The sequence below is a fragment of the Candidatus Methylomirabilota bacterium genome, assembly GCA_036001065.1.
GTDB lineage: Bacteria > Methylomirabilota > Methylomirabilia > Rokubacteriales > CSP1-6 > MNEF01.
Window position 1 is genome coordinate 22,673 of the sequence record DASYUQ010000116.1, and the last position, 18,600, is coordinate 41,272.

Consider the following 18,600-nt stretch of genomic DNA (forward strand, 5'->3'; position numbering starts at 1 on the left):
TCGGAATGAATCGATTGGAAGATAGGGTGGCGTTCATCACCGGCGGCGCCATGGGCATCGGCCGCGCGGCGGCGCTGCTCTTCGCGTCGGAGGGTGCCCGCATCGTGGTGGCCGACCTCGACGACCAGGCCGCCAAGGAGACGGTCCGCCTGGTCGAGGCCGAGGGCGGCCAGGCGCTGGCGGTCACCGGCGACGTGGCGATCGAGGGCGACGTGCGTCGCATGATCGAGGAGAGCGCCCGCCACTTCGACGCGCTCCACGTGCTCTACCACTGCGCCGGCGTGCTCTGGAAGGACCGGGACCGCTCGGTGCTGGAGACGGACGAGCGCTGGTGGGACCGCGTCGTCGCCATCAATCTCAAATCGGCCTTCTGGGTGACGAAGTACGGGATTCCGTGCCTGCGTCGCGCCGGCGGCGGCTCCGTCATCCTCATGGGCTCGGTCTCGGCGCTGGCCGGATTCACGCGGGCCCAGGACGCCTACACCGCGGCCAAGGGGGGCCTCATCTCGCTGACGAAGTCGCTGGCCATCCAGTTCGCCAAAGACCGGATCCGCTGCAACATCATCCACCCGGGCATCGTGGACACCCCGCTGCAGGCCCCGTATCTCACCGAGGCGCTCCGCCGGGAGTTCGAGGCCGGCATCCCCCTGGGGCGCATCGCCGATCCCCGGGAGATCGCCGGCGTCGCCCTGTTCCTCGCCAGTGACGACGCGTCGTACATGACCGGCGCCGAGCTGGTCGTCGACGGCGGCTTCACCGCCGGCTGACAGGCGGCGCGGCGACGATGAGTCTGCCCCTCACCCGCGCGCCGGCGGCGCTCCGGACGCGGTGGGTCCAGGGCGAGCTGCTCGTCACGGCGGTGGCGGCGGCCGTCCTGCTGCTCCTGGGGACCTTCGTCGTCTGGCCGGTGGTGAAGGTGTTGTGGATGAGCGTGGTCGGCCCGGCCGGCCTGACGCTGGGCCACTACCGGGAGTTCTTCAGCACCTGGCGCCTGTTGCGGATCCTCCTCAACAGCCTGGCGGTGGCGGCGGTCTCGACCGTCCTCACCGTCCTGCTGGCCCTGGTGCTGGCCTACGCGGTGACGCGGACGACGATGCCCGGCAAGCGGTTCGTGTCGCTGATGAGCCTGCTGCCGCTGATCTCCCCGCCGTTCCTCGTCTCACTGGCCTTCATCCTGCTCTTCGGCCGCAACGGCATGGTGACGCGGTGGCTGGGGCTCGGCTGGTCCATCTACGGCTTCCACGGCATCGTCATGGCCCAGGTGTTCACGTTCCTGCCCCCGGCCTACATCCTGCTGGCCAACGTGCTGGGGAACATCGACACCGCGCTGGAAGAGGCGGCCGAGAACCTGGGGGCGGGTCCGCTCACCACGCTCCGGCGCGTGACGCTGAGGCTGGCCCGGCCGGGCCTGGCCTCGGCGGCGCTGATCGTCTTCATCCTCTGCATGACCGACTTCGGCAACCCCATCCTCGTCGGCGGCCGCTACAACGTGCTGGCGACGGAGATCTACTCCGAGGTCATCGGGCTGAATGACTTCGCCTCGGCGGCGACGATGAGCGTCGTCCTCATCGTGCCGTGCCTGATCGCGTACCTCCTCAACGCCTACTGGGTCGGGTCGGCGTCCTACGTGACGGTCTCGGCGGGCGCGAGCACGGTGGCGCGGCCCACCCCCGCGCTCATCCGCTGGCCGCTGTTCGTCCTCTCCGGTGGGATCGCGCTGTTCATCGCGGTCATCTACGGGCTCATCCCCCTCGGCTCCTTCGTGCGGCTGTGGGGGAGCGACTGGTCGCTCGCGCTCACGCATTACGCCTTCAGGTCCACCGCGGAGGGCGCCTGGCCCATCTGGAACAGCGTCAAGCTGGCGGCCGTCTCCGGCGTGGCCGGCACCGCGCTGGCGCTCGTCACCGCCTACGTGATCGAGCGCAAGCGCCCCCCGGGCGCGCGGGCCATCGAGTTCCTGAGCCTGCTGCCGGCGGCGCTGCCGGGCACCGTCATCGGGGTCGGGTACATCCTCGCCTTCAACGTGCCGCCGCTCTATCTCACGGGGACCCTCTGGATCCTGGTATCGAGCGTGGTCTTCTGGAAGTTCCCCGTCGCGGTGCTGGCCGGCATCAACGCGCTCAAGCAGATCGACCCCGCCATCGAGGAGGCCGCGGTGAGCCTGGGGGCCGGCAGCGTGCGCACCTTCGCGCGCGTCGTGCTGCCGCTGCTGACCGGCACCGCCTTCTCGATCTTCGTCTACTTCTTCATCAACGGGATGGTCACCGTGAGCGCCGTGGTCTTCCTCATCTATCCGGGGTTCAACCTGGGTTCGGTGGCGATCCTCAACCAGGTCGAGAACGGCTACCCCGGCGTGGCCTGCGCGCTCGGCACCATCATCCTCGGCATCGTCATCGGCACGATCCTGCTCCTGCGCGCGCTGGTCGGCGGCGAGCGGGTGGCGATCCTGAAAACGTAGGGACGGCGGAAGGGAGGACGGCTCATGCGACGAACTCTGAGGCTCCTGCTGGCGCTCGGGCTCCTGTCGGCGCTGCGCCCCGTCGGCGGCGAGGCCGCCGAGGAGCGGCTCGTGATCTACACGGCCTACGAGGAGAACGAGCTGAAGGACTTCTGGGAGCAGTTCAGGAAGGATTTGCCGGATCTTGCCGCCAAGGCTGCCTACATCCGCGGATCGACCGGACCGACGATGGCGCGGATCGAAGCGGAACGCGCCAATCCCCAGGCCGATGTTGTCTGGGGCGTCTTCAACGACTATCTGACCGGCGCCGCCCGCAAAGGGCTGCTGGAAACGTACGCGGCCAAGGAGTCCGACAAGATCGCCGCGCGCTTCAAGCACCCCGAGAACATGTGGCAGGGTGTGACGCTCCTCACGGCGGCCTTCGCCGTCAACCAGAGGAAGATGGCGGAGCTCAAGCTGGCACCCCCGAAGTCGTGGGCCGACCTCGTCGATCCCCGCTACCGCGGCCACATCGTCATGTCCAACCCGTCCACGTCCGGCCTGGCCTATCTCCTGCTGGCGAGCCACGCCACCCGGCTGGGCGAGGACCGGATGTGGCAGTACTACGACGCGCTCGACAAGAACCTCTCGCAGGTGACCAAGTCCGGGGGCGCGCCGGGGCGCATGGCCGCCTCCGGCGAGACCCCCATCGGCATCGCGCTGGCCTACGAGATCGAGGTCGCCCGCAAGCAGGGGGCGCCCATCGACGTCATCCACCCCTCCGACGGCGTGGCCTGGACGTTTGAGGGCAACGCCCTGGTGAAGGGGGCCAAGAATCCCCAGAACGCCCGGCGGTTCCTGGACTGGGCGATCTCCAGATCGGCCATGGGCGCCTACGCCACCTGGCGGGGCACGGGCCTGACCCGCACCGACGTCCCGGTCAGCGGCCCGAAGATCACGGAGATGCACCTCATCAACCTCGATTTCGCGAAGGCCGGCGATCCCGAGTACAAGGACCGGCTCGTCAAGAAGTGGCTGGAGAGGTACTCCCGCTGACGTGAAGATCACGCTGCGCGACCTCAGCAAGCGCTTCGGCTCGACGGTGGCCGTGGACCGGCTCTCCCTGGAGGTCCGCGAGGGCGAGCTCGTCTCGCTGGTGGGCGGCTCAGGCTGCGGCAAGACCACGACGCTGCGCATGATCGCGGGATTCGAGGCGCCCGACGCGGGGGAGATCTGGTTCGACGATCGCCCGGTCGTCGGCGTGCCGCCGCGCAAGCGGGGGCTGGGCATCGTCTTTCAGTCCTACGCCCTCTTCCCGACCATGACGGTGGCCGAGAACATCGCTTTCGGCCTGCGTCTGGCGCGGTGGCCCGAGGCCCGAACCCGCGAGCGGGTCGGCGAGATGATCGAGCTGACCAAGCTCGGGGGGCTGGAGGCCCGCTACGCCAACCAGCTCTCCGGCGGCCAGCAGCAGCGGGTGGCCCTGGCCCGGGCGCTGGCCCGCAAGCCCCTGGCTCTCCTGCTGGACGAGCCGCTGTCGGCGCTGGACGCCAAGATCCGGCTGCGGCTGCGCGGCGAGATCCGCAAGATCCAGCAGGACGTCGGCATCACGACCGTCTACGTCACCCACGACCAGGAAGAGGCGCTGTCCATCGCCGACCGTATCGCGGTGATGCGCGACGGACGGATCGAGCAGATCGGCCCGCCAGAGGAGATCTACGCGGCGCCGCGCACCGGTTTCGTCGCCGACTTCATCGGCATCTCCAACCTCCTGCCGTGCCGCGTCCGCTCCGCGGCCCAGGGTGTCCTGGAGTGGGAAGGGGAGCGGCTGCGGGCCCGTCTCCCGGGCCGGACCGACGGCGAGCGGGTGATGCTTTCGGTGCGGCCCGAGAAGCTTCATCTCCTGGCCGGGGGCGCGACCGGGACCGAGGCCAACCGCCTCCAGGGCGTGGTCGAGGTCATCACGTTCCTGGGGCCGGTCGTGCGCGTGGAGGTGACGGTCCACGGACGCCCCCTCTGGGTGGACGTCTCCCATGCCGGGGGGCGCGCGCTCGAGCGCAAGAAGCCCGTCACCCTCACCTTCGCCACCGACGATGCGGTCGTCCTGGCGCCGTCCGACTCCGGAGGGGATACGATCGCGCGATGACGCTTGAAGGACGCACCGCTCTGGTCACCGGCGCCGCCCGCGGCATCGGGCTCGCCGTCACCGAACGTCTCCTGCGCGAGGGCGCGCGGGTCGCTCTCGTGGACCGCGACGTCGAGGCCGTGAAGGCCGCCACGACCCGACTGGGGCCCGGGGCCACCGCGATCGTGGCCGACGTCACCGTCACCGCCGACGTGGAGCGGGCCGTCCACGCCCCCGTCGAGCGCTGGGGCCGCCTGGACATCGTCGTCAACAACGCCGGGATCACCGGGCGGTCGTACCCCATCTGGGAGCTGAGCGACGACGACTGGCACCAGGTCATCGCCTGCGACCTCACCAGCGTCTTCCTCGTCTGTCGGGCGGCCATCCGGCTGATGCTGGCCACGGGCGGCGGCCGCATCGTCAACGTCGCGTCGATCGCCGGCAAGGAGGGCAACCCCACGCTGGTGCCCTACTCGGCGGCCAAGGCGGGCGTCATCGGCCTCACCAAGGCGCTGGCCAAGGAAGTGGCCACCAGGGGAATCTACGTGAACGCGGTGGCGCCGGCGGTGATCGGCACCGAGCTGCTCACGCAGATGACGAAGGAGACGGTGGATATGTTGATCGCCAAGATCCCGATGGGGCGGGTCGGCCGGCCCGAGGAGGTGGCGGCGCTGGTGGCCTGGCTCGCCTCCGACGAATGCTCGTTTTCGACGGGCGCCGTCTACGACCTCTCGGGGGGTCGCGCCACCTACTAGCATGGGCCGACTCACCGTGGCCCGGGTGCGGCTCTACCTCGCCGGTCCGCTGGGATTCTCCGAGGCCGGGCGCGCCTTCTATCACGGCCGGCTCCTGCCCCTCGTCGAAGGGCTCGGCTACGACGTCATCGACCCGTGGGCCCTTACCGATCCGCAGAGGCTCGAGGCGGTGCGCAGCATCCCGGACGGCCCCGAGCGGCGCGCGGCCTGGCGGCGGCTCAATCACGAGATCGGCGAGACCAACCGCCGCGCCATCGAGCAGGCGGACGGCGTGCTGGCCGTGCTGGACGGGCCTGACGTGGACAGCGGCACCGCGGCGGAGATCGGCTTCGCGTTCGCCCAGAGCAAGCCGATCGTCGGCTACCGGGGCGACGTCCGAATCACCGCCGACAACGAGGGCGCCCTCGTCAATCTCCAGGTCGAGTACTTTATCCTCGCTGGCGGCGGCGCCATCGTGACGGGGCTCGACGAGCTGGAGAGCGCGCTCCGGAGCATCTTCGGCTGAGGGAGCACGCTCCGGCGGCCATCACGGGCGGTGGCCGGCGGCGTACTGGAGCAGCGTCACCTTGGAGACCGATTCTGTGATCGCGCCCTCCAGCGCCATGCGGACGGCCTCGTCGAGCGCCACGATCCGGCGCTCCATGAACTCGTCGTCGTCGGCGGGCAGCGGATCGGGCGTGAGGCCCCAGGCCGCATAGCAGTAGGCGATCTCGTCGAGATAGGCGTTCGACGGATAGAAGCGGGTGAGGAAGACGCAACGCTCGGCGCGGTAGCCGCCCTCCTCGCGCAGCTCGCGCTGGGCGGCGGCGAGGGGATCTTCCCCGGGCCGAGCGCCGCCTCCCGGCAGCTCCCAGGAGTGCTCCCGCTGCAGGTGGCGGTACTGGCGGACGAGGAGCACACGCCGGTCGTCCACGAAGGGCAGGACGCCCACGGTGATCCCCACCGCCAGCACGGGATAGACGGCCTGGCGTCCGTCGGGCAACCGCCAGACGTCCTCGCGCAGTGTGAGATGCCCGCGCGTGTAGCGCGGGGACGAGGCCAGGTAAGTCCACGGCCCGTTCATCGCGCGCAGTATAGCCCACACTCCATCGACCTCCCGCGGCCGGCGTTGACACCCGCAAGGGCGGGTCCTATCGTAGGGGGCACGTCATGCCCCGAGAGCCCCACGTGGACGCGCTGATGAAAAAGCTGCTCCGAACGATCGAGGTCTCGCTGGCCGCCGCGGACGCGGCCCGCGATGCGGTGCAGGAGATCATCAAGCGCGGCGCCGATACGGGGATCTTCTTCGCGGGCGCCAAGGGCCGCGGCAACCCTTCGCCCGAGCTGACGGCGCAAGACAAGGAGTTCCTCCGCGCGGTGTCCATCCGGCCCGATCGCTGAGCGCGATGAGGATCGCCCTGCTCCTCCTGTGGGTGCTGGTGGCGACCGCCCTCCTGTTGCCGCTGCTGCGGCGCGCCCTGGCCCCGCCCCGGCACCGGCCAGCCGCGCTGCGGGACGAGCTGGTCAAGGATCCCGTCTGCCAGACCTACGTGGTGCGCTCGCGCGCCGTGCGCGCGCTGGCCCGGGGTGAGCCCGTCTATTTCTGCAGCGACGACTGCGCCCGCCGGTACGCGGCCCAGCTCGGAGGATGAGGGCGCTCCACCCGGATCCCTATCGCGACGTCGACGCCCAGCCCGATCCCACCCGCTTCGCCGAGTCGCTGGAGGAGCGCGGGCGCACGCCGAGCCAGGTCCGGCTGCGCCAGCGGTTCCTCCGCTTCATGCCCGTCCGCTCCGGCGACGCCGTGCTGGAGGTCGGCTGCGGCACCGGGGTTGTCCTGCGCGACCTGGCGGCGCGCGTCGGTGTCCGCGGCCGCGTCGCCGGCGTGGATCAGAGCCGATGGCTCGTGCGCGCCGCCACCGGCATCCTGCGCCGCCATCCGCTCCGCCGCCGGATCGCCCTGCGCGTCGCCGCCGGCGGGCGGCTGCCGTTCGCGGCGGGGCGTTTCGACGCGACGCTGGCGGTGACGGTGCTGCTGCACGTGGCCCAGCCGCTCCCGGTCGTGAAGGAGATGGCGCGGGTCACCCGGCCGGGCGGCCTCGTCGCCGTGCAGGACCAGGACTTCGGCACGGTCGCGGTGACCCATCCCGATCGCGCCCTCACCGAGCGGATCATGGCCGGCGTCGCCGCCCGCCTGTACGAGGAGCCGTGGAGCGGTCGGCGGCTGCCCGGGCTCCTGCGCGCGGCCGGCCTGGGGCGGGTGCGGCTCCTGACCGACGTGTACCAGGACACCACGCTGGAGCCGTACACGAAATCGTTCCTGGAGCGGCGCGGGGAGAACGCCGTGCGGTTCGGCATCGTGGACGAGCGGACGGCCCAGGGCTGGCTGGACGGGCTCACCGCTCTGGTCGCCCAGGAGGCCTTCGTGCTCACGATGAATTACTACGGCGCCGTCGGCACAAAGCCGCCCGCCTCCCGCAACCGCCGACGTCCCCGATGAAGAAGAGGCCGCGCCAGGGCCCTGACGATCATCCGGGCGGGGGCCTCTGGCCGCGCGTGTGGCCGCTGCTGGTGGCGTTCCTCTCGGGATGGGTCATCATGATGCTCGAGATCCTCGGCGGCCGGGTCCTGGCGCCCTACTTCGGCTACTCCGTCTACCAGTGGGGGGCGCTCATCGGCGTGGTGATGGCCGCGCTGGCCGGTGGCTACTTCCTGGGCGGCCGGGTCGGTGACACGCCCTACGCGCTCCGCTTCCTCCTCGGCGCGCTCGTCGTCTCCAGCCTCTACGTCTTCCTGGTGCCGCCGCTGGGGACCTCGCTGCTGCCGTACGTTCGCCGCTACGGTCCGGCGTGGGGCGCGGTCGTCGGCAGCGCCGTCCTCCTGGGGCTGCCCTCGGTGCTGCTGGCCGTGGTCTCGCCCATCGTCGTGCGGTTGACGCTGACGACCCGGATCGCCGACACCGCCGGGCGCGTGTACGCCGTGTCGACGCTGGGGAGCATCGCCGGCACGTTCTTCACCGCCTTCTACGCCATTCCGGTGCTGGGCACGCGCGCCAGTCACTACGTCGCCGGCACGCTGCTGGCGCTGGCGGGAGTGACCCTGGCGGTCGCCTGGCGGCGGTTCGGCTACGGCGTGGCGGCGGCGCTCCTGCTGGTGTCCTGGGCCCTGCCGGCCCCGCCGCCGGCGCCGGGGATCATCTTCGAGGACGAGTCCATCCACAACATCATCCAGGTGGTGGACCAGCCGGCGGCCCGTTACCTCTACCTCAACTACCAGGACGGTCCCCAGACCGTCATGCTGAAGGATTCGGTGCTGGTGGGGAGCTACTACGACTACTTCCTCCTGGGGCCGCTCATGAACGGCGGCCGGAAGGTGCTCTTCCTGGGCGCCGCCGGCGGCACGTCGGTGAAGCAGCTCGTCACCGTCTACCCCGATGTCGAAGTGGTCGGCGTCGAGCTCGACGGCAAAGTCATCGAGGTGGCCAAGAAGTTCTTCGGCCTGGACGGCCACCCCCGGGTCCGCCTCGTCGAGCAGGACGCGCGCTTCTACCTGGAATCCGCGCGCGAGCGCTACGACGTGATCGACATCGACCTCTACGTCACCGGCCACGTCCCCTTCTTCTGCACGACCCGCGAGTTCTTCCAGCTCGCCAAGGACCGGCTGACCGAGCGCGGGCTCGTCATGATGAACGTGCTGTCGATCCAGGCCGGCGACGATCTGATCGCGCCCTTCGTCCGCACCGTGCAGTCGGTGTTCCCGAGCGTCTTTCTCATCGGGAACGGGAACTTCATCCTCATCGCCAGCAAGGCGCCCGTGGAGGAGGCGGGCCTGCGGCGCCTGCTGGAGACGGCGCCCGCGCCGGCCACGGCCCGGGAGGTCGCGAATCGAGCGGTGGCGAGCTTTCGCGCCGCGGTGGCCGGCCCCGAGTGGCCGATCTTCACGGACGACCGGAACGACGTGGAGTTCCGGACCTTCAAGATGTTCTACGGCCAGTACTGACGTGACGCCGCGGCGCGCGCGGATCGTGGGCGGCCTGTTGCTCGCCGCCACGCTGACGGGGCCGGGCGCCGCCGGGAGCGACGTCCGGGCGGCCGGCGCCTCCGAGCGGGAGACCCTGGTCTACGAGACCCGCTCCGAGTTCTCGCACATCCGGATTCGTGATCGGGGCTCCCGCCGGAGCCTCTACTTCATCCGGGACAGCGGTGAAGAGGTCCTGGAGACCTCCATCGACCTCGGCGCCCCCTACCTGCTCCAGGTCGCGTACACGCGGCTGATGTTCATGAGCTTCCTCTACCGGCCCCAGCCGGGGGCGTGCCTCGTCGTCGGTCTGGGGGGCGGCGCGATGGTGCGCTTTCTCAACCACTTCTTCGCCGAGGTGCGTGTGGACGTCGTGGACATCGATCCGGTGATCGTCGCCGTCGCCGAGAAGTACTTCGGGACCGGCCCCCGCCCGGGCACGCGGATCTTCGTCGAGGACGGCTTCGAGTACCTGCGGCGGACGAGCGAGCGCTACGACGTCATCTATATGGACGCGTTCCTCAAGCCCGGGGCCGGGACCGACGCGACGGGCGTCCCCCTGCGGCTCAAGACGATCGAGTTCTTCCGGAGCCTCCAGCGCCGTCTGCAACCCGGTGGCCTCGTCGTCTTCAACGTCAACGCCAGCCACGAGACCGAGACCGACATCGCCAACATCCAGGCCGCCTTCCCCAGCGTGGACGTCTTCCGCGTCCCGGGGACGGGGACGATCGTGGTCGTCGGGTCGATCGCCGAGAGCAAGCCGAGCGACCGCGAGCTTCGCGAGCGCGCCCGGGCCCTCGACCGCCGGCGCGACCATGGCTTTTCCTTCGAGCGCCTGGTGGAGTACCGTGGCCCCTGACCCATGAGACCCGCGCGCGTCCGGCTGGGGTCGCTGGTCGCCGTCGTCCTCGGCCTGGCCTTCGGGGCGGAGGCCGCCTCGTCGATCGACGCCGGCCGCGCCTGGCGCGACCTCGAAAGGATCGTGGGCTTCGGACCGCGGCCGTCGGGGTCGGCCGCGCTCGACCGCACGCGGGAGTACATCGTGGGGGAGCTCAGAAAGGTCGGCGTCCGCGTCCGGACCCAGTCGTTCGTCGCGCCCACGGCCCTGGGGCCCGTCCGCATGGCCAACCTCATCGCCGAAATTCCGGGCCGGCGGGCGGAGGCGATCCTGTTGGGTGGGCACTACGACACGAAGTACTATCCCAACCTGCGCTTCGTCGGCGCCAACGACGGGGGATCGAGCACCGCCCTGCTCCTCGAGCTGGCCCGTAGCCTGGCCGGCGTCCCCCGCGAGTACACGGTCTGGGTCGCCTTCCTCGACGGCGAGGAGGACCGCGATCCCCTGTTCAACCGGGCCGGGCTGCACGGCTCCCGCCACCTGGTCCAAGAGCTCGCCAGGACCGGCGAGCTGAGGCGCCTGCGGGCGGCGATCGTGGTCGACATGATCGGCGACCGCGACCTGGACATCCGCCAGGACGCCGGCTCGGCCCCCTGGCTGAACGATCTCCTGTGGACGGCGGCGCGGCGCCTGGGGTACGGACGTCATTTTCTCGATGACCGGATCGCCATGGAGGACGACCACGTGCCCTTTCTTCAGGCCGGCGTCGCGGCGACGCTCCTGATCGACTACACCTACGGCCGCACCGCCGACGGGCGTGGCTTCTGGCACACCCCGGAAGATACGCTGGACAAGCTCTCCCCGCGAAGCCTCCAGGTCGTCGGCGACGTGCTCCTGGGCGCGTTGCCGGAGATCGAGGCGGCGCTCCGACGGCGGTGAGCGGCGGGCGCAGGAGGGCACTCGCACGCGACCGCCCTTGCCAAGAGATTCCGCGACGAGGTGGACAAGGGGTAGAATCGCGCCATGCCCCGAGTGAGGGAGATCGAGGACCCCGGCGACGACCCCGTCCTCAGCGACGTCTTCGCCAAGGAGCGCGAGACCGTCGGGTTCCTCCTGAATACCACGAAGGTCCAGGCCCACCGGCCGGGCATCATGAAGGCCGCCAAGCAGCTCGCCGCCGCCGTGGACAAATCCGGCCTGCTCGGCCCCGAGCTGCTGGCGCTGGTCTACCTGCGTGTCGCGCTGATCAACGGCTGTCCCTTCTGAATTGACATCAACGCATCCCGGGGGATGCGGGCGGGGGCGTCGGAGGACAAGGTGCGCCAGGTCGGTCGGGCGGCCGAGAGCGATCTCTTCTCCGACAGGGAACGGGTTGCCCTCGAGTACGCCGAGGCGATGACGGTCACGGGCCAGAAGGTGACCGACGAGCTGTTCGAGCGGGTCGGCCGGCAGTTCGCGGAGCCGGAGATCGTGGAGCTGACCGCCGCCGTGGCGCTCGAGAACTTCCGCAGCAAGTTCAACACGGCCCTGGGCATCGAAGCCCAGGGCTTCTGCGTGCTCGGGTAGTTAGCCCGCATTCTGCCCCGTCGCGCTGGCCAACCTGACCGGGCTCGGTTGCGCCTGGGTTGGCCGCTCGGCAGCTAGGTCGTTAGGCGGGTAGCACGATGGCGCAACCGACTCAAACCAAACCGGCTCGCGGTTGACGTGTATGGGTTCGTTCGGCGCGCCGCTCTTTTTTATGTGGGCAACACCGAAAATGCGGTTCTGGGGATGGGGAGCCATGGAGGCAGGCTGGGTACCGTGGGCCCACTTGGTCTTAGTCCTGGTCGCCCTCTACCTGGGGAAGACGTGATCACAGTGAGCGTGGCGCCCGCCTCAGGGATCGAAGCTGGCATCTGGACGGTAGCGTTGCCGATCGACCCCGAGTCATAATGGCCAGGAATGCCGTTCGAGATCGTCGGCGAGATCACCGAGATCGAGACGATCGCGGCAGGCCGACGCATCCGCGATCTACCGCGGCTTCGCCGGCTGTATGGTCCGGGCCGTTGGCGGAAACTCAAGGGCGTTGCCCTTGTCCGACTGCGAAGCGGAACGATACGCAAAGCGGAGCTGCACTGGTATGAGGCGCATGGCATCGGCAAGAAAGAAATCAAGCGCAAGCGGTATCTCGACTAGACGCGGCAGAGCGTCCCACGATTTCCCTGCCCGTTTCGTGGTCTGCATAGATAACTCCGCGTATCCTGCTTCATTGGAGTTGCACAAGATCTATAGGGTTCTCGCTGACGAAGACGCGGCGCGAGAGGGTGACCTGCGGGTCATTGACGAAAGTGGAGAGGACTATCTTTACCCAGCAGACTGGTTTGCCCCGATCGATTTGCCACGTCGGGTAAAGACCTCGCTTCTTCGGCGATGAAGCGCAGCTCGAGGCCGCATAACCTCGGCATCCAGCCGACGGCCTTCGGCCGCGGCTGATACCGGACGTTAGGGCGCAAGAAAGAAGGACGCCGATGGGTGCAGGCCCTGTTTGCACGACCTTGACGTCGTGACGCTCGATCCCGGATTAGGCGAGGCCCGCCTCTGGAACTTTGGCCGAAGGTGGTGCCTCGTGTCCCACTTCCCGGTGACGTAGAGATCCGGCTTGTTCAGCCGCTCGCGGAGAGCTCCGCGCACGATGATGCGCGATAAAGACCACCGGCCGCTCGACGGCCGGCTCTGACGGGCTCATCGGGTGCTGTGCCGCAAAAAATAACCCCGCCCGAGGCCTTTCGGCATGTCGAGCGGGGAGCAAGTACGCAGTCAGACTACCAGCGTGAGCCTGATTGTCAAAGTGCGGCGGCCACGGTGGGCGGCAGCCACATCGACAAACCCGTCGTACCGACCACCGTTTCCCCGCGCGCCTCGTCCCGACCTCGCGCTTCCTCCGCGAGTCAGTTCCCGCTTTCTCCTACCCCAAGAGCCGCCCTACCCCAAGAGCCGCCGCTCGCCGACCGAGTTTCTGCCCCTCGTTCCACTTCTCCAGGAACACGGTTTCGCCGAGCGTATCCCGTGTAGTGGCCATCACACGGTCATAGTGCGGCCGCTCGACCGGGGGCACGATCGCCCCGATCTGGTCCCGCAGCGCTTCCGACTCGCCCAACAGGACCGCCGCCAGGTCCAACCGGCCCTCAACCACCTCGGCCTTCGCCAATCCTTGCGTGCATCGGGCGATCCCGTCGGGATGCTCCATCTCACCCCACAAGGTCAGGGCCTCGCGGTAATGGCCCTTCGCGCCCTCGACATCCCTCCGAGCTCCAGCCAGATCCGCCAGGCTTTGCAGCGCCGCTGCAATCCCAGGCCGGGCGCCGATCTCGCGACAGACGGAGAGGCTCTCCTCGAGGAGCAACTGGGCCGCTGCAAAGCCACCCTCCAGTCGAGCGACGTCCCCGAGCCCGCGCAGGCTATCGACTAACCCGGTCCCGTGTCTGTTTTCGCGCCACATCGGAATGGTCCGCTCGAACAATGATCTGGCCTCGGTCAGGTTCCCTTCCAGCCGGGCGACCTCACCCAACTGAGTGAGGGCACGGGCGATCATCCGCTTGTAATCCAACTCGCGCGCGAGGGCGAGGCTCTCGTCGTACGCGGCGCGCGCGGCCGCATAGTCTCCCGCCCCTTGAGCAGCCAGTCCGACGCTGATAGCCGACCACCCTATGCTCGACGGTCTTGGCCACGATCTCATCGGGCGCCGGCGAGAGGTGGAAGCCTCCGACGATCGCATGGACCTTGTCGATCGCGGTCACCTTCTGGACATGGCGCACGGAGTTAATGACACCCGCGTGCCCGCACGAGGTGATGACGACCAGCCCGCGGTCCTTCACGTGGTAGGCGGTGGCGTGCTCGCCCCAGAACATGTCGGTCACCAGCTCGCCGGGCTTGGTCTCCACCTTCGTGGCCGCGAAGTGCGCCGGCGAGCACATCGAGTCCATCGGCCCTGCCATCAGACGCGCGGCCGCTGGCGACTTCTCGAAGTCGATGGTCCGGAGGATCTGGCCCGAGGTGAAAGCCTGGCCCGCGACGACGGTCGGCTGCTTGGCAAGGACCACGTTGATGCCGCGGCCTTCCAGCGCGCCGCGGTCGAGCTGTCCCTAGTCGATGGTGGCGCCGATGGGCGCCACGCTGACGCGATGGCAGAAGGTGTCCTCGCCGCCTGCGTACAGGGCCAGTCCGGGCTTGAGCTTGCCCTGCCGGGTGCGGGCGAGTTCGGTAAGCGCGCCATAGTGGTCGCGATGGCCGTGGCTGATGACGAGGGCATCGGCCCGCGTGGGGTCCACGCCGAGCGCCCGATAGTTGTTGAAGAGCGTGAGGTCGGTCAGGCTGAAGTCCAGCAGGATCTCTCGCCGCTCCCCGCCGCGGAGCGAGTCGAGATGGTAGGCCAGACCGTGCTCAGACAGCAGCGCGTTGACCCTTCCTTGATACGGCGCCCGCTGGACCGTGATGGTGTCGAGCTTGCCGCCTTTGCTGAAGATGTCGTACACGTTGTCCACGACGTTCGTCATGACGAGACGATCGACCGTGGGCACGGAGACCGTCTGGGCCCCGGCCACGCCTGCGGACAGGCGGCGCATTCCGCCCAGCGCGAATACGCCGCTGGCCACCGCCCCGAGCTTGAGAACGTGTCGTCGCTCCATGGGCTCCCTCCTTGGTTGCGGTAAGTCTGCAAGGCGCTGCTCACTGCCACCGGTCATCCGCCCTCCCTTCCGTGTGCGTCCCGGCCCCGCCCGATGGGACGCCGCGCACACCGTGTAACGCGAAGCCCGTTAGGGAATCGTCTGCAGTGCCGCGAGCGGCGGCGAGCGCCGGCTGGTGCCGCGACCTGCAAGGTGTTAAGGTCGGGCGGAATTTATCGGATGCCGGAGGCCAGATGGGCGAGCTCACGCTCTCCCTGCTCGGGGGGTTCGAAGCCAGAATCGGGCCTGGACCGCCCGTCCCGGTCCCGACCAAGAAGGCGCAAGCCCTTCTCGCCTACCTGGCGCTCCCGCCCGGCCAATCGCATCCGCGGGACAAGCTCGCCGCTCTGCTCTGGGCTGACACACCACCCAGGACCGCTCGCAACGCGCTACGCCAAACGCTCTTCGTGCTTCGGCGGGCTCTTGGCGGCATCCGGGGAGAGCTCTTCCAACTGATCGGCGACGCCATCACGCTGGCCCCGGATGCGGTTCAGACGGATGCGGCGGCGTTCGAGTGCGCCCTCAGCGAGGGAACGCCCGCCGCCCTCGAACGCGCGGTCGAGCTCTACCGCGGAGATTTATTGTCGGGGCTCGGCGTCGCCGAGCCGGGTTTCGAGGACTGGCTGATGACGGAGCGCAACCGGCTGCGCGAGCTGGCGCTCGAAGCTCTGGCGCGGCGGCTCGCTCATCAGCGCACGAGTGGCGCAGCCGCCCCCGCGGTGCAGACGGCCCTGCGGCTGCTGGCGCTCGATCCGCTGCAGGAGGCCGTGCACCGAACGCTGATGCGGCTCTATGGTCAGTTGGGGCGCCGAGACGCGGCGCTCCGGCAATACCAGGAGTGCGTGAAGGTGCTCCAGCACGAGCTGGGCGTCGAACCCGAGCCGGAGACCAAGGCGCTCTACCAGGAGATTCTCCGGCAGCGCCCGAGCCAGGCGGCGGTGCCGCTTGCGATGGCAGCCAAGTCCGCCGATCCACCGATCGTCGGACGCGGCGCCGAAGTGACTCGCCTCCACGAGGCGCTGGCTGCGGCGTGGGCCGGACAGGGTCAGGTCGTGGCGGTCCTCGGCGAGGCCGGGATCGGCAAGAGCCGGCTCCTGGCGGATCTCGCGGCCGAAGCTGAGGGGCGGGCCGGCCTGGTCCTGCTCGGCCGCGGGTACGAGAGCGAGCGCATCCTGCCGTTCGGACCTTGGGTCGGTGCCCTCCGGCAGGGCGGGGTTTTGATGGATGCACGATCGCTGGAGGGCCTCGACGGTGTCTGGCTCGCGGAGCTGGCCCGGTTGTTTCCCGAGCTCCTCACCGCGAATCTGCCGGCCGTGGCCGAGCCCGGAGATCCGCTGCGCCTGTTCGAGGCCCTCGCCCGATTGCTTCGGCATCTTGCCCTCCGGCGGCCGCTCGTCGTCATGCTGGAGGACGTTCACTGGGCGGACGACATGAGCCTTCGCTTCCTCGCCTTCCTTGGTCGCCGCCTCTACGACGCGCCAGTCCTGGTAGCGGTGAGCGTTCGCGAAGAGGAGATGGGCGATCGCCCGATGCTCCGGGAGGGGCTCGATGAGTTGGCCGCCGAGGGGCGGCTGACCCTGCTGGCGCTGCCCCGGCTCGGCCGCGACGATACGATGGCGCTCGTCCGGCTTCTCGGCCGAACGGGCAGCAGGACGGCCAGCGGACCGACACTGGCCGAGCACGTGTGGGAAACGAGCGCCGGCAATCCCTTCATCGTGGTCGAGACCATGCGAGCGGTCGCGGAGGGAGCGATCGTGGGGGCTCCGGCCGGCCTGCCGTTCCCGACTCGCGTGCGCGACATGATCGCGCGCCGCCTCGACCGCCTCAGCCCGCGCGGCCGCCAACTCGCGGGCGTCGCCGCCGTCATCGGGCGGGAATTCGAGTTCGTGCTCCTGCAGCGGACGGCCGGCCTCGCCGAGCATGACACGGCCGAGGGCGTCGAGGAACTCGTCCGGCGGCGCGTGCTGCACGCCACGGGTGAGCGTTTCGATTTCACCCACGACCGGATTCGAGAAGTGACCTACCTCGCACTCCTGCCGGCGCATCGCCGCGCACTGCATGGCGCGATCGTGGAGGCCGTCGAGCAGCTCTTCTTCGACCGTCTCGGCGATCACGTGGAGATGGTCGCGTACCACTCGGAGTGCGGCGAAGTGTGGGACAAGGCCGCGCGCTACCTGCGGGAAGCGGGGAGCAGAGCGGCGGCGCGCTTGGCCTACCTCGAAGCGCACGATCGCTTCGAGCGCGCGCTGGCGGCGCTCGATCGCCTGCCGGACGGGCGGGCGCGCACCGTGCTGGCCATCGACATCCACCTCGACATGGGCCCCGTCCTCGTCGCGCTCAAGAGCGCAGCCTCCAAGGAGGTGGAGGACTGCTACGCGCGTGCGCGGGAGCTCTGCGAGCGGGTGAACGACCGCGGCCGACTGTTCCCGGCGCTCTGGGGACTGTGGTACGTGCAGAACTACCGGGGCAATCCCGAGCGCAGGCGCGAGATGGGCGAGCGCCTGCTCGAAGTGGCGCGCGAGAACGAGGACCGGGATCAACTTCTCGAAGCCCACCACTCGCTGTGGCGAACGCTCGTCGAGCGAGGCGAGTTCGCACGGGCGCTCACGCACCTCGAGCAAGGTTATGCCCTCTACCACCCGGCGAAGCACCGAGGCCACACGTTCCTCTACGGCAACCACGACCCCGGTGTCTGCTGCCGTATCATCGCGGCACGCCGGCTGTGGCTCATCGGCTGCCCCGATCAGGGTCTCGCGGCGACCGAGGACGCGGTACGTCTCGCCCGACACGGTGCCCACTGGTACACGCTGGCGTTGGCGCTGTACAACGCCGCCGTTGTCCACTACTGGTGCGGAAACGAAGATGCGACGCTGGCGCGGACGGCCGAGGTGGTGGCGCTCAGCGACCAGCCCGACATCCTCACGTCCTTTACCGTTGGCTCTAAGCTGCTCACGTGCCTCCTGAGCGGCGCCGGCCCGAGTCTCACCGAGGTCCTCGAGGAGCTCGCCCGGCTGCAAACGAACCGAGGCGTCCTCGCGCACCGTGCGTTCTTCGCGTCGCTGGTGGCCGAGGCGTACGGCAGTGCCGGCCGGCCGGATCGGGGGCTCGAAGTCCTCGCCGACGCCCTGAAGACGGTCGAGGCCGGCGCCGAGCGCTACTACGAGTCCGCGCTCCATCGGCTGCGGGGCGAGCTCCTCCTCGCCGTCGGCGCCGGGACAGAGGGCGCTGAGGCGTGCTTCCGCAGGGCCGTCGCCGCCGCCCAAGCCATCGGCGCGCGGTCGCTCGAGCTGCGCGCGGTGACGAGCCTGGCCCGGTGGCTCGTCGACCGCGGGGCCCCGGCCGAGGCGCGGGCGGCGCTGGCGCCCGTGCTCGGCGCGTTCACCGAGGGCCACGACACGCGTGATCTCCGGGCCGCCAGAACCCTGCTGGCCGAGATCGGCTGAACTGCGGAACTGCTCGGCGTCGATCCACGGCCCGAAGGGCAGGATCTGTTGGCTCTCGTAAGCGCAGCCGAAGACGCCGCGCTCCCCGGCCTCCCTCGCGAGTTGCGCCAGTAGCCCGCTCTTCGACCCCGGCTTCGCTGAGACCGCGACGACAATGCCGGCCCCTGTCCGGCCTGGCCGAGGGCCTCGCGCGGGCGACTTCGGCATCTCGACCGGCGAGCGGCGCGGCCCATGGCCCCCAAGGGTGCGGCAACTTACGCGATTCTCTGCCACGCGGCCGGACGCTAACGCCACCACAGACGA

At 69.6% G+C, this 18,600-nt stretch carries 19 protein-coding genes; 16 read left to right on the top strand and 3 right to left on the bottom strand.

Annotated features, from left to right (window positions below):
* Positions 1–5 precede the first annotated feature (5 nt).
* From VGV13_10900 to VGV13_10925, 6 genes are read left to right on the top strand one after another with little or no spacing between them, the layout of a single operon-like run.
* Positions 6–767 carry an SDR family NAD(P)-dependent oxidoreductase gene (locus VGV13_10900; protein HEV8641593.1) on the top strand — a complete coding sequence of 254 codons (762 nt, stop codon included), beginning with the start codon at positions 6–8 and terminating at the stop codon, positions 765–767.
* Between the two features lie 17 nt (positions 768–784).
* Positions 785–2,458 (top strand): ABC transporter permease subunit, encoded by a 1,674-nt coding sequence (locus tag VGV13_10905; protein ID HEV8641594.1) that lies wholly within the window; start codon positions 785–787, stop codon positions 2,456–2,458.
* Positions 2,459–2,482: 24 nt separating this feature from the next.
* Complete coding sequence (locus VGV13_10910; protein ID HEV8641595.1) at positions 2,483–3,493, top strand: ABC transporter substrate-binding protein; 1,011 nt, start codon at positions 2,483–2,485, stop codon at positions 3,491–3,493.
* Position 3,494: 1 nt separating this feature from the next.
* Positions 3,495–4,583: an ABC transporter ATP-binding protein gene (locus VGV13_10915; GenBank protein ID HEV8641596.1), complete on the top strand. Its 1,089-nt coding sequence runs from the start codon at positions 3,495–3,497 to the stop codon at positions 4,581–4,583.
* Entirely contained in the window at positions 4,580–5,317 is a 738-nt protein-coding gene (locus tag VGV13_10920) for an SDR family NAD(P)-dependent oxidoreductase (GenBank protein HEV8641597.1), read from the top strand. The genes VGV13_10915 and VGV13_10920 overlap by 4 nt, the downstream gene beginning before the upstream one ends.
* A 1-nt stretch (position 5,318) precedes the next feature.
* Complete coding sequence (locus VGV13_10925) at positions 5,319–5,822, top strand: nucleoside 2-deoxyribosyltransferase (protein ID HEV8641598.1); 504 nt, start codon at positions 5,319–5,321, stop codon at positions 5,820–5,822.
* Between the two features lie 21 nt (positions 5,823–5,843).
* On the opposite strand, the gene VGV13_10930 is transcribed toward VGV13_10925, so the two are convergent.
* Positions 5,844–6,401 (bottom strand): NUDIX hydrolase, encoded by a 558-nt coding sequence (locus tag VGV13_10930; GenBank protein HEV8641599.1) that lies wholly within the window; start codon positions 6,399–6,401, stop codon positions 5,844–5,846.
* A gap of 65 nt (positions 6,402–6,466) precedes the next feature.
* On the opposite strand from VGV13_10930, the gene VGV13_10935 reads away from it, so the two are divergent.
* The 9 genes from VGV13_10935 to VGV13_10975 all read left to right on the top strand — a co-directional run bounded on the left by VGV13_10935 (position 6,467) and on the right by VGV13_10975 (position 12,326).
* Positions 6,467–6,697, top strand: a complete 231-nt coding sequence (locus tag VGV13_10935; protein ID HEV8641600.1) for a hypothetical protein — start codon at positions 6,467–6,469, stop codon at positions 6,695–6,697.
* A gap of 5 nt (positions 6,698–6,702) precedes the next feature.
* Positions 6,703–6,948, top strand: a complete 246-nt coding sequence (locus VGV13_10940) for a hypothetical protein (GenBank protein HEV8641601.1) — start codon at positions 6,703–6,705, stop codon at positions 6,946–6,948.
* Positions 6,945–7,796 carry a methyltransferase domain-containing protein gene (locus VGV13_10945; protein ID HEV8641602.1) on the top strand — a complete coding sequence of 284 codons (852 nt, stop codon included), beginning with the start codon at positions 6,945–6,947 and terminating at the stop codon, positions 7,794–7,796. The genes VGV13_10940 and VGV13_10945 overlap by 4 nt, the downstream gene beginning before the upstream one ends.
* The gene (locus VGV13_10950; protein ID HEV8641603.1) at positions 7,793–9,295 is read left to right on the top strand and encodes a fused MFS/spermidine synthase; all 1,503 of its coding nucleotides are present in this window, start codon (positions 7,793–7,795) and stop codon (positions 9,293–9,295) included. The genes VGV13_10945 and VGV13_10950 overlap by 4 nt, the downstream gene beginning before the upstream one ends.
* 1 nt (position 9,296) lies before the next feature.
* The gene (locus tag VGV13_10955; GenBank protein ID HEV8641604.1) at positions 9,297–10,172 is read left to right on the top strand and encodes a fused MFS/spermidine synthase; all 876 of its coding nucleotides are present in this window, start codon (positions 9,297–9,299) and stop codon (positions 10,170–10,172) included.
* A gap of 3 nt (positions 10,173–10,175) precedes the next feature.
* Positions 10,176–11,090, top strand: coding sequence for a M28 family peptidase (locus VGV13_10960; GenBank protein ID HEV8641605.1), 915 nt, complete (start codon positions 10,176–10,178; stop codon positions 11,088–11,090).
* Between the two features lie 84 nt (positions 11,091–11,174).
* A complete protein-coding gene (locus VGV13_10965; GenBank protein ID HEV8641606.1) occupies positions 11,175–11,417 on the top strand; it encodes a hypothetical protein in 243 nt (80 codons plus the stop codon).
* Positions 11,418–11,468: 51 nt separating this feature from the next.
* Positions 11,469–11,717 (top strand): hypothetical protein, encoded by a 249-nt coding sequence (locus tag VGV13_10970; GenBank protein HEV8641607.1) that lies wholly within the window; start codon positions 11,469–11,471, stop codon positions 11,715–11,717.
* A gap of 375 nt (positions 11,718–12,092) precedes the next feature.
* A complete protein-coding gene (locus tag VGV13_10975; GenBank protein HEV8641608.1) occupies positions 12,093–12,326 on the top strand; it encodes a hypothetical protein in 234 nt (77 codons plus the stop codon).
* A 769-nt stretch (positions 12,327–13,095) separates the two neighbouring features.
* On the opposite strand, the gene VGV13_10980 is transcribed toward VGV13_10975, so the two are convergent.
* Positions 13,096–13,905, bottom strand: a complete 810-nt coding sequence (locus VGV13_10980; GenBank protein ID HEV8641609.1) for a tetratricopeptide repeat protein — start codon at positions 13,903–13,905, stop codon at positions 13,096–13,098.
* A gap of 367 nt (positions 13,906–14,272) precedes the next feature.
* On the bottom strand, positions 14,273–14,815 hold the full coding sequence (locus tag VGV13_10985) for an MBL fold metallo-hydrolase (protein HEV8641610.1): 543 nt from the start codon (positions 14,813–14,815) through the stop codon (positions 14,273–14,275).
* 233 nt (positions 14,816–15,048) lie between these two features.
* Between VGV13_10985 and VGV13_10990 the strand changes: the two genes are divergently transcribed.
* Positions 15,049–18,297 carry a BTAD domain-containing putative transcriptional regulator gene (locus VGV13_10990; GenBank protein ID HEV8641611.1) on the top strand — a complete coding sequence of 1,083 codons (3,249 nt, stop codon included), beginning with the start codon at positions 15,049–15,051 and terminating at the stop codon, positions 18,295–18,297.
* Positions 18,298–18,600: the final 303 nt, after the last annotated feature.